Genomic DNA, 13406 nt, shown 5'->3' with positions numbered 1-13406 from the left:
AAAGGTTTTCGAGCAGTCTCTCGGGTCGGGTCTCGGGAGTTCGGGGAGCGCAAAGGGCGGGCCTCCGTGGTGGAGTCCCGCCCTTTGTCTTCCCCATCCGCAGGCCGGGGTCGAGGCGACCTGCAGAAATTCAGTGGCGTCCTGGCTCAGCCGAGCGGGACGTAGATCTGCTGGCCGGCGACCAGCATCGAGGAGTCGAGCGCGTTGAGCTGCTTGATGGTGTGCACCATGTCGCGCACCTCGCCGTCGTCGGCCACGTCGGCGGCGATCGCCCAGAGCGTGTCGCCGGGCTGGACCGTCACCGCGCGGGTCGGCTGGTCGACGCCGGCGTGGTTGGTGGCCATCGACGAGGTGCCGAGGAAGACCGCGGCGGCGAGCACGAAGAGCATCGCCGCGACGAAGACCACCAGTCGGCCGCGCTGCGTGAGGCGGACCTGGCTGCGAGCGCCTCGCTGGGCGGGACGCACAGGCGTCTGGATGGTGGGGCTCAGGGTCATCGTGCTCATCGGGACCTCCGGGGGAAGGGGGTGGTCTGTGTCAGACGAATGTCTACAGACGACCACCGACAACGGACTTCCGGAGCGGAGGATCGATCAGACGTTCGATCGAACACATGTACGACGGTAGAGCATGTGTTCGAACGAATCAAGAGAGCGGCCGAACAAATGTTCGACGTGTCGCGGGGCGGGTCAGGGAACCCGTCAGCGGACCCGGATCACCTTCGACTGGGCCTGCCGGCACAGTCCCTGGGTGAGGAATGTCGGCTTGATCAGCGCGTAGAACTTGCCGGGCTTGCGCCTGGCGCGGGGCAGCGTCCAGACGCCTCGGGTGGACGTGCGGGCCAGGCCCACTCGCGCCGAACGACCCGGCCCCATCACGCGCCGGAGCTCGACCACCTTGCGCGAGACGCAGGCGTTGACCGGCGAGCGCAGCACTCCCTTGAACTGCTTCACGCGGACGCCGTAGGCGATCGTCCCGGTGCGGGCCAACGGCGGGCAGCCGGTGTCGTTGTAGGCGGCGGCCAATGGGCAGGCGTCGCCCTTCTCGTAGCCGTCGGAGTCGGCGTCGGGGTCGCACGAGTCGCCCATGCCGTTGTGGTTCATGTCGCGCTGGGTGGCGTTGGCGTTGCTGGGGCAGTTGTCGTCGCCGTTGGCCACGCCGTCGCCGTCGATGTCGGGGTCGCACTCGTCGCCGAGGGCGTCGCGGTCGACGTTCGCCTGGTCGTAGTTGGCCTTCTCGGGACAGTTGTCCTTCGAGTTGGCCCTCGAGTCGTCGTCCCAGTCGCAGTCGTACACGACCTTGAGCGACCACGAGTCGAGCGTGCCGGCCGGGCTGGACTTCAGGATCGGGGGAGTGTTGGTGATCGTCAGGGTCCAGGTGCCGTTGGCGTCGCCCGTGAGGCCGGAGACCTGCGAGCCGGAGGTGGCGGCGCCGGACGTGCCGTTCGGTGCCTTCAGGGTGACCTTGAGGTTGGTCGGGGCCGGGTGGGTGATCGCGAAGGTCGGTGTTGCCGAGATGACGCGTCCGGGCACGTCGGCCACCACGCCGACGGTGGCGTCCACGGACTTCGTCCCGAGAAGAGGGGCAGCGGGGATCGCCGCACCCTGGCCAGTCCTGGTCACCGTGCAGGTGGCCTCGGTGGGCAGGTCGTCGAAGTCGCCGCTGGCGAGGTTCGAGGACGGCGTCTGCACCACGGCAGCCGACGCAGACCCCACGACACCGACGACGCCGGAGATCACCACGGCCAGGACACAGGTGCGGGCAACGCTCGTGCGGACAGACATGTGGTGACCCCTCGCGGTTCGGTGGCACCCTCCCGGCGCCCGCACAAGGCTAGGTCACCGGCCACCCACGGGTGAGCGGATTCCGCGAACTCAGTCCCCGGACCAGGCCGCCCAGAGCTCGGCGTACCTTCCCCCGGCGGCCAGCAGCTCCGGGTGCGATCCGGATTCGACGACCCGGCCCTCGTGCAGCACCAACACCCGGTCCGCGGACTCCGACTGGGTGAGCCGGTGCGCCACGACCAACGCGCCGCGCCCCTCGGTCACCGCCAGTGCGGCCCGCTCCAGGTCACGGGCCCCGGCGGAGCCGGCCTCAGCCGTGGCCTCGTCGAGTACGACGAACCAGGGGTCGGCCAACACGATCCGGGCCAGCGCCAGCTGCTGGGCCTGCGCGGGGGTGAGCGGGTGTCCGCCGTCGCCGACGACCGTTTCGAGTCCGTCGGGCATGGCGTCGACCCAGCCCAGTGCGGAGACGGCGGCCAGCGCCGAACGCACCGCCTCGTCACCCGCGGACGCGTCGACCAGGGTGACCGCCTCGCGCACGGTGCCGGAGAAGACGTGGACGTCCTGGCTGATCAGCGACACCTTCGAACGAAGGGCGTCGGGCGCGAGGTCGTCGTACGGAACGCCGGCGAGGGAGACGGCGCCCGCCCCGGCGGGAAGTACGCCGGCGGCAATCGCACCGAGGGTGGTCTTGCCGGCTCCGGTGGCGCCGACGAGCGCGACCCGTTCACCCGGCGCGATGGTCAGCGTCACCTCGGAGAGGACCGGCCGGCCCTCGACGTACTCGTGGCAGACCGCGAGCAGCTCGAGCGGGCCGGGCGACGCGGGTGGCACGGCCGAGCCCGTGGGCGGTGGCTGCATCAGCGAGACGCCGGCCAGTCGGGCCAGCGAGGCGCCCGTGGACTGCACCTCGTCGAAGATGAACAGCAGCGCGCCGATCGGGTTGAACAGCCGGTGGAAGTAGAGCGCGGCAGCGGTCACCGCGCCGACGGTGACCTCGTCGGCCCGGACCAGCCAGAAGCCGGTGCCGAGCACCAGGCACAGGCCGATCAGCTCGGCGCGGTTCGACCGGGCGAAGAAGCGGGTCAGGAGCGCGAACACGGTCACGGTGATCTCGCGCGCGTCGTCGGAGCGCTTGGTGATCTCGTCGACGTGCGCGTCTTCCAGGGCGTAGGCGCGCAGGGTCGGCGCCCCCTGGAGCCCACTGACCAGCGCCTGGGCGCGCTCGCCCTGCGCGACGCGTTCGCGGGCGTAGAACGGGCCGGAACGCGGGAGGTACCACCGCAGCCCCATCACGTAGAACGGGATGGTCGCCAGGCCGGCGAGGCCCAGTCGCCAGTCGAGGGCGAACAGGCCGACCGCAGTGAAGCCGACCAGCACCAGCGAGTTGACCAGGGTCGGGATGATGTCGGTCAGCGAGTTCGCCACGGCCCGGGCGTCGTCACCGACGCGCGAGAGCAGGTCGCCCGTGCCGGCCGCCTCCACCCGCGCTGAGTCGAGGCCGAGTGCCTTGTCGAGCACTTCTTCGCGCAGCTCGGCCAGCGCCGGTTCGCCCGCGCGGGCCAGGAACGACACCGATGCCCACGTGGCGACCGCGCCCAGGACGGCAGCGGTGGCGATGATCACCGCGTAGCGGTTGATGTCGGATCCCGGGGCGCCCTCGCGGACCGCGTCGACGATCTGGCCGAGCATCCAGGGTGCGACGAGTGCGGCCAGTCCGGCGATCGCGAACGAGGCGGTGGCCAGGGCCAGGGCGACCGGGTGGCGGCGCATGAGCTGCCACGCGAGGCGTGAGGTCTCCCGACGGTCGGCAATGGGCAGGATGTCGCGGCTCATCGCAGCACCAGCTCCGCGTAGGCCGGGTTCCCGGCGAGGTCGTGGTGGGTTCCCTCGGCGACGACTCGGCCCTCGCGCACGAGCACCACGCGGTCGGCCTGGGCCAGGAGTGCGGGGCTGCTGGTGATCAGCCACGTCGTACGCCGGTCGGTGCCGCGGGCCTCGCGGATGCCTGCGGCGATGCGGTGTTCGGTGACCGCGTCGACCGCCGTGGTCGGGTCGTGCAGCACCAGCAGCGGTACGTCGACGGCGAGGGCCCGCGCCAGCGCGACACGTTGGCGTTGCCCGCCCGACCACGTGCTGCCGTCGACGCTGACCGGCTGGTCGACGCCCTCGGGCGAGAGTGCCACGACGTCGGACGCCGACGAGGCCGCGAGCAGGGCCGCCAGGGAGTCATCGTCGAGGCGGTCGAGCGGATCCACGTTGCTGCGCAGGGTTCCCTCGAAGAGGTCGACGTGGTGCGGGCTGACCAGCATCCGCGATCGCCGGGCGGTGGTGGCCAGCTCGGAGAGCGTGACACCGTCGAGCGACACCTCGCCGCCCTTCGCGGTGACGTCACCGGCCAACAGGCGCACGAGCTCGCCGGCTGTGATCGGGTCCTCCACGGCCAGGCCGAGGATCTCGCCGGGGCGCGACGCGAGGTCGAGGCCGTCCAGGCCCTCACCACGGACCCCGCGCAGCACCAGGTCACCGCCGGGCAACGGGGTCGCGTCGCCGGCCGCGACCAGCGGTGGGGTCTGCAGGTATGTAACGATGCGCCGTGCCGACGCGTGGGCGCGTGCTGTGTGGGCGCTGATGTCGCCGAGCATGCCGAGCGGTTCGGCGAGGTACTGCGTCAGTCCGACGACGGCGACGAGCTCACCGATCGTGATGTCGCCCGACAGCGCCCGGTGCCCGGCGACCAGGGCGACCACCGCGAGGAAGAGTCCGCTCAGGCCGGCGGTCAGGCCCGACATCAGGCCGTACGTCGACGTGCTGGCGATGCTCGCCGTACGCGCCTTCTGGCTGAGCGCGCGATAGCGCGAGCCGGCGACGGACTCGGCGCCGATGCCCTTGAGCACGCGCAGGCCGCGGATCAGGTCGGTGGCCACGCCGGTCGCCTCGGCGATCGTCTCCTGCTGGTGCTCGGTGCGTCGTGAGATCGCCGGCGTGACGACCTGGGTCAGCGCCAGGACCAGGGGAACGCCGATCACGACCACCAGCCCGAGCACCAGGTCGATGCTGAACAGCAGCACGGCGGCCACGATGACCGACAGGGTCGCCGCGATCGTGAACCCGACCGAGCGCAGCATGAAGCCGACCATCTCGGCGTCGGCGGTGGCGAGCGACAGGGTCTCGCCGGGCAGCAGCTTGCTGCGGGCGCCGCGCGGGTTGAGTGCGTGGCGCGCGATCTCGACCCGGATCTCGTGCATCTCCCGTTGCACCACGGCGAAGGCGATGCGGGCGCCGAAGCGGTAGGCGTAGCTGAGCACGGCGAACAGCACGATCAGGCCTGCGCCGGTGACGACGAGGCCGCGGACACTCGAGGTGGCCACCGCGCGGTCGATGATCACGCCGATCATCACCGGGACCAGGGTCTCGCACAGCTGCCACAGGCTGAGCAGGGCGAACCCGGCGGCCAGTCGGCCCTTGTTGCGGCGGAGCCCGCGCAGCAGGAGGCCCCAGGCCGTTGTCGGGGAAGGTGAGGACGACGGCGGGACCATGAAGTTAGGTTAACCTAACTAAGTTCTGTCGCTGCGGCGGGTGCTGGTCCTCGGGCAGCTGCTCTGCCGACCACCTGCTCAGCGAGCGGCGCGCTTGCCGCCCTGGTGGCGAGGTGCCGGGATCGTCGGCAGCTGCGCCGTGTCCTCGTCGGTCAGCCCGCCGGGAGAGATGCGTGGCGGCAGGTCGACGTACGACGTGATGGTCGGTTCGTCGGCGATCGGAGCCGGGTCGCTGACGATGCCGGCCGCACGGAGCAGGCGCCCGACCAGGATCATGCCGGTGAACAGGCACGCCGCAGCGCCCAGGCAGGCCAGTCCGAGGAAGGCCCAGGCCTGCGACTCTCCACCGCGCGCTTCGGAGCCGAAGTCGATGGCGGCGTAGACCAGATAGCCCCACGCGACGACGCAGAGCGTGATCGCGAGGCTGAGCAGGAGCACGCGTTTGTTCGGGAGTGACCGTTTCTTTGGCCCCCGCCGTGATCCCGCGCGCTTTCCTGCTGCACCCACGCGGGCCATTCTGACAGGCGTGCCAACTGCAGGGGACCGGTTCGCGACAGATGTGCTCGGGACCACGTCGGTCGCTGAAGGGAATTCGGCGGGATCCGCGTGATTTCCTGCAGTGATCGACGTGCGGCGTCGAGCTCTGTCCACAGGCAGCCCGACAGTCGGTTGCCGGGCACGGTCGGTCCGGGAACGCTCGACGGATGGAAGCTGCAGAGTGGGGCCACCTGGTGCAGGTGCAGTCAGGGGTGATCTCGCGTCGTCAGGTGATCGCCCGCGGAGGCACCGACAACGACCTCACTCGCATGGTGCGGCGCCGGGACTGGTTCCGTGTGCTGGACGGTGTCTACGTCAACCACAACGGTCCGCTCTCGTGGGAGCAATGCGCATGGGTCGCAGTCCTCTACCACTGGCCGGCAGCGTTGGCGGGGGAGTCGGCGTTGATCGCCCACGGGTTGAGGGTGCCGCGGTTCCTGGCGCAGGTGCCGCCCGGTGCGCCGGGCGTGCCTGCCCCGGGCGGCTCGAGCGGCCAGCCCTGGCCACAAGGTCCGCCCATCGAGGTCGCGGTCGACGCCACCCGCTCCCCGGATCGGAAGCCCGGCATCAGGCTGCACCGCATCGTCGGCTTCGAGGATGCGGCGCTGATGGCAAAGAGCCCACCGCGAGTCAGGGTGGAGCACGCCGTGCTTGACGTCGCCGCCCGCGCTCCCGACGAGACCGGCGCCGTCGCTGTCCTCTCGGACTCGGTCCAGTCGCGCCGTACGACGCCCGGGCGTCTGCTCGACGCCCTCGAGGGGCGGCCCAGGCTGAGGCACCGGAAGTTCCTGAGGCGCCTGCTGGCCGACATTGCGACTGGGGCATGGTCCGTGCTCGAGCACCGCTACCTGGTCGACGTGGAGCGTCGCCACCGACTGCCGACGGCGAAACGTCAAGGCCGGGAGCGACGTACGTCGGGAGTCGTGTTCCGCGACGTCGACTACCCGGAGTACGGCGTGCTCGTCGAGCTCGACGGACGTCTCGGGCACGAGTGGAGCGACGACGGGTGGAACGATCTCGACCGCGACATCGACGCGCTCACGGATCAGCGGATCACCGTCCGCGCGCGATGGCGTCAGGTGCTGACCCCGTGTCGACTGGCGGCAGCACTGGCGCGGATCCTGTGGTCGCGGGGCTGGACCGGTGTTCCCAGCTCGTGTGGGCCCAGATGTGCGGTCGGAGCGGTGCTGCGGAGTGGAGGTCAGGGCAACGCTGAAGGGAATTCGGCGGAATCCGCGTGATTTCCTGCAGTGACGGACCGGCCTCCACCAGCTGTGACGCCTGTGACTCGAGTGGTCCAGACAGCCGTGTCGCGGCGCCGTTTCGGCTCTGACCTGCGGTTATGCCGAGGTGTCGAAATTGATCAGGGGCGGGGCTTGCATCGGTTCCGTGACCGACGTACGGTTACCACTACATCTAGTAGTTACACCGTTGTGGTTTTCCACATCTAGTCCACAGGGGCCGGGTGCTGAACCCACATGTGACCGCAAGTTGTCCACAGGAAATGACTCGTCATCCACAACGTCGAGTCGATCATGACGCGTGAAGGAGGCTGCCAGACATGCACTGCCCGTACTGCCGCAGCACCGACACCCGCGTGCTCGACTCCCGCGTCGCCGACGACGGCGGCTCGATCCGCCGCCGCCGCACCTGCCCGTCGTGCAACAAGCGGTTCAGCACGGTCGAGCAGATGCAGTTGACCGTGCTCAAGCGCAGTGGCGCGACCGAGCCGTTCACCCGCGACAAGGCGATCAGTGGTGCCCGCAAGGCCTGCAAGGGTCGACCGGTCACCGAGGACCAGCTGGCCTGTCTGGGCCAGGCGGTCGAAGACGCGCTCCGCACCGAGGGGTGGGCCGAAGTGCCCGCCAACGAGGTCGGCCTCGCCATCCTGGGCCCGCTGCGCGAGCTCGACGAGGTGGCCTACCTGCGGTTCGCGAGCGTCTACCGGGCCTTCGAGTCCGCCGACGACTTCGAGGCCGAGATCGCCATGCTTCGCGCGGAGCGTCCAGCCTCCGCGTCGGAGCCCCAGCCCACGGGCTGACCAAGAACCGCCCGGCACGTAGTGGGGAAGCTGCGTGCCGGGCGCACCTTCACGAGAAGCGCAGACTTCGGAAACACCAGTCACATCTGCACCATCAGCACCATCAGAAGACACCAGCCGGAGTTCGGGAAAGAGGAGACATGACGGAGACGGTCAGCGGCGGAACTGCAAAGAAGCAGACTGACGCTACGGGGAACGGCAGCAAGGGGCTGAAGATCGAGCGGGTCTTCAGCACCGAGGGCGTGCACCCCTACGACGAGCTCAACTGGGAGCGGCGCGACGTCGTACAGACGAACTGGAAGACCGGCGAGACGGTCTTCGAGCAGCGCGGTGTCGAATACCCCGACTTCTGGAGCGTCAACGCCTCCACGATCGTCACCACCAAGTACTTCCGCGGCGCCGTCGGCACCGACGCGCGTGAGTGGAGCCTCAAGCAGCTCATCGACCGTGTCGTGAACACCTACACCGACGCCGGCCAGGAGCACGGCTACTTCGAGACCGAGGCCGACGCCGAGCTCTTCGAGCACGAGCTGACCTGGCTGCTGGTGCACCAGTACTTCTCGTTCAACTCCCCGGTCTGGTTCAACGTCGGTACGCCGAGCCCGCAGCAGGTCTCCGCCTGCTTCATCCTCTCCGTGGATGACTCGATGGACTCAATCCTCAACTGGTACAAGGAAGAGGGCTTCATCTTCAAGGGCGGCTCCGGCGCCGGCCTCAACCTCTCCCGCATCCGTTCGTCGAAGGAACTCCTCTCCTCCGGCGGTACGGCGTCCGGCCCGGTCTCGTTCATGCGCGGCGCCGACGCCTCGGCCGGCACCATCAAGTCGGGCGGCGCCACGCGTCGTGCGGCCAAGATGGTCGTGCTCGACGTCGACCACCCCGACATCGAGGAGTTCGTCGAGACCAAGATGAACGAGGAGCACAAGATCCGTGCCCTTCGTGACGCCGGGTTCGACATGGACCTCGGCGGCAAGGACATCACCTCCGTCCAGTACCAGAACGCCAACAACTCGGTGCGCGTCACCGACGAGTTCATGCGCGCGGTCGAGGACGGCACCGAGTTCGGCCTGAAGTCCCGCGGCACCGGCGAGGTCATCGAGACCGTCGACGCCCGTGGCCTGTTCCGCAAGATCTCCGAGGCCGCCTGGTCCTGCGCCGACCCGGGTCTCCAGTACGACGACACGATCAACGACTGGCACACCAACCCCGAGACCGGCCGCATCACCGCGTCCAACCCGTGCTCGGAATACATGTCGCTCGACAACTCGTCGTGCAACCTGGCCTCGCTGAACCTGCTGAAGTTCCTCCGCGACGACGACACCTTCGACGGTGAGCTCTTCGCGAAGGCCGTCGAGTTCATCATCACCGCGATGGACATCTCGATCTGCTTCGCCGACTTCCCGACGGAGCCGATCGGCGAGACCACCCGCAACTACCGCCAGCTCGGCATCGGCTACGCCAACCTCGGTGCCCTGCTGATGGCGATGGGTCTCGGCTACGACTCCGACGGTGGCCGCTCGATGGCTGCCGCGATCACGTCGCTGATGACCGGCACGTCGTACAAGCGCTCGGCCGAGCTGGCCGGCATCGTCGGCCCGTACGCCGGCTACGCCCGCAACTCCGACGCGCACAAGCGGGTCATGCGCAAGCACCAGGCCGCCAACGACGCGGTGCGCACCCTGCACACCGAGGACCTCGCGGTGCACAAGCTGGCCACCCAGGCGTGGGCCGACGTGCTCGCCACCGGTGAGGCCAACGGCTTCCGGAACGCGCAGGCCTCGGTGCTCGCACCGACCGGCACCATCGGCTTCATGATGGACTGCGACACCACCGGCATCGAGCCCGACTTCTCGCTGGTCAAGTTCAAGAAGCTCGTCGGCGGCGGCTCGATGCAGATCGTCAACCAGACGATCCCGCGGGCGCTGAAGAAGCTCGGCTACCAGCCGGAGCAGATCGAGGCGATCGTGGCTCACATCGCCGAGCACGGTCACGTGATCGACGCACCCGGTCTCCGTCAGGAGCACTACGAGGTCTTCGACTGCGCGATGGGTGCCCGGTCACTCAAGCCGATGGGCCACGTGCGCATGATGGCCGCCGCTCAGCCGTTCCTTTCGGGCGCAATCTCGAAGACCGTGAACCTCCCGGAGAGCGCCACGATCGAGGACGTCGAGGACGTCTACCTGCAGTCCTGGAAGCTCGGTCTCAAGGCGACCGCGATCTACCGCGACAACGCGAAGGTCGGCCAGCCACTGTCCGAGGGCAAGGGTGAGAACAAGGGCAAGGACTCCAACGCCGCGACCGAGGTTGTCGAGAAGGTCGTGGAGAAGGTCGTCTACGCCCCGACCCGCAAGCGCCTGCCGAAGTCGCGGGTCTCGCGCACCACGTCGTTCACCGTCGGCGGTGCCGAGGGCTACATGACCTCGGGTGCCCACGACGACGGCGAGCTCGGCGAGGTCTTCCTCAAGCTGGGCAAGCAGGGCTCGACCCTGGCCGGCGTGATGGACGCGTTCTCGATCGCCGTGTCGATCGGCCTGCAGTACGGCGTCCCGCTCGAGACCTACGTCTCGAAGTTCACCAACCTGCGCTTCGAGCCGGCCGGCATGACCGACGACCCCGACGTGCGGATGGCGCAGTCGATCATGGACTACATCTTCCGTCGCCTGGCCCTGGACTACCTGTCCTTCGAGGACCGCTCCGCGCTCGGCATCTACTCCGCCGACGAGCGTCAGCGTCACCTCGAGACCGGGTCCTACGAGCCGGCCGAGGAGACCGGCTCCGCCGGCGAGCTCGTGTCGGAGTCCACGGTGGTTGAGACCTCCTCGGTGGTCGAGCCTGTCGAGACCCCGATCGAGGCGACCGTGGTCGAGGCCCCCCAGGGAGCCCACACCACCGCCGAGCTCCTCGAGAAGATCAGCGGTACGGCGATCGACAGCCCGCTCTGCTTCACCTGCGGCACCAAGATGCGTCCCGCCGGCTCGTGCCACGTGTGCGAGGGCTGCGGAAGCACCTCCGGCTGCAGCTGATCAGCTGAACGACTGAACGGGCTCGACACCTCCGGGTGTCGGGCCCGTTCGCGTTGTCGGTGGGGAGTGGTTCAGGCGATCGGCTGACTCACCGTTCCGCCCGGTCGCCGCCTGACGTGGTGCGGCTCCGCAACCACGACGTGGTGCCGGGTGCCATCCCGCGCGACTTCGGCGTCTGGTGCACAGGAGACACGATGAGCGACGCCTCCTGGGGCAGTGCCCACTTCAGGGCGTGATAGACGACCGAGAGCGTCTCGGCGCTCTCCAGGAGCAGCAGACCGGGAGCGATCGGTCGCGCTTCGTGCCACGGTCCGGCCAGGTCCTCGGGAGCCTCCGAGGTCCAGGCGAGGTACACATTCATGCCTCCATCCTGCACGGCGTAGCGCCTCCTCACGTCCTGGGCGTGACGTCGCGGGCGTGCTCCTCGGCCATCGGTTCGTGGTGCGCGAAGGTGCGGGTGAAGCTGCCGGTGCCGTGGGTGGTCGACCGCAGCTCGATCGCGTAGCGGGCCAGCTCGCGCTGCGGCACCAGTGCCCGGATCAGGGTGCCGTCGTCGCCCACCTTGTCCGTGCCCAGGACCCGGCCGTGACGTGCGGACAGGTCGCTCATCACGGCGCCCACGAAATCGTCCGGTACCGAGACCGAGACCTCGTCGTACGGCTCCAGCATGGCGACCCGGCCGTTCTCGGCGGCCTCACGCAGGGCCAGCGCGCCGGCGCTCTGGAACGCCGCGTCGGACGAGTCGACGCTGTGCGACTTCCCGTCGGTGAGCGTCACCCGCAGCCCCACCACCGGATAACCGTTGCGTACGCCGCGCTCCATCTGCGCCCGGACGCCCTTCTCGACGCTGCCGATGAACTGCCGGGGTACGGCGCCCCCGACGACCTTGTCGACGAACTCGAAGCCCACAGGCTCCGGCAACGGCTCCACCTCGATGTCGCAGATGGCGTACTGCCCGTGGCCTCCGGACTGCTTGACGTGGCGACCGTGACCCTTGGCAGCGACGGTGAACGCCTCACGCAGCGGCACGACCAGGTCACGCTGCTCGACGGTGACGCCGAAGCGCCTCTGCAGCCGGTCGAGGGCCGCGTCGGCGTGCGCCTCGCCCAGCACCCACAGCACCAGCTGCCGGGTCTCGGTGTTGTTCTCGACCTTCAGCGACGGGTCCTCGGCGGCCAGCCGGGCCAGGGCCGCGGGAAGCTTGTCCTCGTCGGACTTCGTGGCTGCCTCGATCGCCACCGGCAGCAGGGGTTCGGGAAGCTGCCAGGGCTCGAGGACCCGCGGCTGTTCCACGGACGACAGCGTGTCTCCGGTCTCTGCGCTGGTGAGCCGGCCGATCGCGGCGATGTCGCCGGCCACCACCTTGCGGGCGGTGACCAGCTGTTTGCCGAACGGGTAGGACAGCCCTCCGATCCGCTCGTCGTCGTCATGGTCGGCGTGGCTGGTCGCAGACCCGAAGAACGACGAGAAGTGCCCGGAGACGTGCACGTCGGCGTCGGCGTCGAACGATCCGGAGAACACCCGGATCAGGCTGACCCGGCCCAGGTAGGGATCACTGGTCGTCTTGATCACCTCGGCGACCAGTGGGGCCGACGGGTCACAGGTCAGGGCGTCCGCCTTCTTGCCGGCCGGCGTGAACACGTCGCGGGCCGGGTGCTCGGCGGGGGAGGGGAAGGCACGCACGCACAGGTCGAGCAGCTCGCGCAGGCCGACGCCGGTCGTCGCGCCCACCGGAATGACCGGAAAGAGCGCGGCTCTGGCCACTGCCTTCTCGAGGTCGGCGACCAGCACGTCCTCGTCGATCTTCTCGCCGGCGAGGTAGCGGTCCATCAGCGACTCGTCCTCGGACTCCTCGATCACGCCCTCGATGAGCTCCCCGCGCAGCTGCTGGGCCCGGTCGTCGTCCGTGTCGCCCGAGATGAGCCCGACCAGCCGGTCACCCTTCTGGAGGTGGACCGGGAGGACCTTGTCACCGAAGGCGTCCTGCGCGGCGCGTACGACGGCGTCCACGTCGGCGCGGGCGTGGTCCAGCTTGGTGACCACGAGGGCGCGGGGCATGCCGACCCGGTCGCACTCGCGCCACAGCTGCACCGTGCCGCGGTCGACCTGCTCGTTCGCCGCGACGACGAACAGTGCACTGTCGGCGGCACGCAGTCCCGCGCGCAGCTCGCCCACGAAATCGGCGTAGCCGGGGGTGTCGAGGAAGTTGAGCTTCGCGCCGTCGTACAGCACCGGCGCCACGGCGAGCGACATCGAACGTCCGTGCTCGTGCTCGCCCTCCTCGAAGTCGGAGACCGTGGTGCCGTCCTCGACCGTGCCCACCCGGGTGATCGCACCGGCTTCCTTCAGCAGCCCTTCCAGCAGGGTGGTCTTGCCCGCCGAGGAGGGCCCGACCAGGACGATGTTGCGGATCCGGTCGGGCGTGGGCGGGTCCAACGGTCGGGAGTCCTTGTGCGGCTGCCGCTCGGCCATGGCTCCCACG

Annotated in this window: 10 protein-coding genes; 3 read left to right on the top strand and 7 right to left on the bottom strand. The window is 69.4% G+C overall.

Annotation, left to right across the window (positions count from 1 at the left end):
• Window positions 1-146: 146 nt before the first annotated feature.
• From ASH02_RS19330 to ASH02_RS19310, 5 genes are all read right to left on the bottom strand, one after another.
• Window positions 147-506, bottom strand: coding sequence for a LysM peptidoglycan-binding domain-containing protein (locus ASH02_RS19330; RefSeq protein WP_057295327.1), 360 nt, complete (start codon window positions 504-506; stop codon window positions 147-149).
• Window positions 507-701: 195 nt separating this feature from the next.
• Window positions 702-1784, bottom strand: coding sequence for a thrombospondin type 3 repeat-containing protein (locus tag ASH02_RS19325; protein ID WP_082620957.1), 1083 nt, complete (start codon window positions 1782-1784; stop codon window positions 702-704).
• A 90-nt stretch (window positions 1785-1874) separates the two neighbouring features.
• A complete protein-coding gene (locus ASH02_RS19320; RefSeq protein ID WP_057295325.1) occupies window positions 1875-3620 on the bottom strand; it encodes an ABC transporter ATP-binding protein in 1746 nt (581 codons plus the stop codon).
• Window positions 3617-5323, bottom strand: a complete 1707-nt coding sequence (locus ASH02_RS19315) for an ABC transporter ATP-binding protein (protein ID WP_057295324.1) — start codon at window positions 5321-5323, stop codon at window positions 3617-3619. Before ASH02_RS19315 ends, ASH02_RS19320 begins: the two co-directional genes overlap by 4 nt.
• 78 nt (window positions 5324-5401) lie before the next feature.
• A complete protein-coding gene (locus tag ASH02_RS19310) occupies window positions 5402-5761 on the bottom strand; it encodes a hypothetical protein (protein ID WP_056891930.1) in 360 nt (119 codons plus the stop codon).
• A gap of 266 nt (window positions 5762-6027) precedes the next feature.
• Between ASH02_RS19310 and ASH02_RS19305 the strand changes: the two genes are divergently transcribed.
• The 3 genes from ASH02_RS19305 to ASH02_RS19295 all read left to right on the top strand — a co-directional run bounded on the left by ASH02_RS19305 (window position 6028) and on the right by ASH02_RS19295 (window position 10924).
• Window positions 6028-7101 (top strand): hypothetical protein, encoded by a 1074-nt coding sequence (locus ASH02_RS19305; RefSeq protein ID WP_057295323.1) that lies wholly within the window; start codon window positions 6028-6030, stop codon window positions 7099-7101.
• A gap of 320 nt (window positions 7102-7421) precedes the next feature.
• Window positions 7422-7901 (top strand): transcriptional regulator NrdR, encoded by a 480-nt coding sequence (gene nrdR, locus ASH02_RS19300; RefSeq protein ID WP_056682035.1) that lies wholly within the window; start codon window positions 7422-7424, stop codon window positions 7899-7901.
• Between the two features lie 140 nt (window positions 7902-8041).
• Window positions 8042-10924: a vitamin B12-dependent ribonucleotide reductase gene (locus tag ASH02_RS19295; RefSeq protein WP_057295322.1), complete on the top strand. Its 2883-nt coding sequence runs from the start codon at window positions 8042-8044 to the stop codon at window positions 10922-10924.
• Between the two features lie 88 nt (window positions 10925-11012).
• Here ASH02_RS19295 and ASH02_RS19290 read toward each other — a convergent pair whose 3' ends face one another.
• Entirely contained in the window at window positions 11013-11285 is a 273-nt protein-coding gene (locus ASH02_RS19290) for a hypothetical protein (protein WP_057295321.1), read from the bottom strand.
• Between the two features lie 29 nt (window positions 11286-11314).
• A complete protein-coding gene (locus tag ASH02_RS19285; protein WP_057295320.1) occupies window positions 11315-13396 on the bottom strand; it encodes an elongation factor G-like protein EF-G2 in 2082 nt (693 codons plus the stop codon).
• Window positions 13397-13406 lie beyond the last annotated feature (10 nt).

This window comes from Nocardioides sp. Soil796, assembly GCF_001429525.1.
GTDB lineage: Bacteria > Actinomycetota > Actinomycetes > Propionibacteriales > Nocardioidaceae > Nocardioides.
The sequence above is the reverse complement of the archived record's forward strand: the minus strand, read 5'-3'. Positions and strand labels throughout refer to the sequence as shown.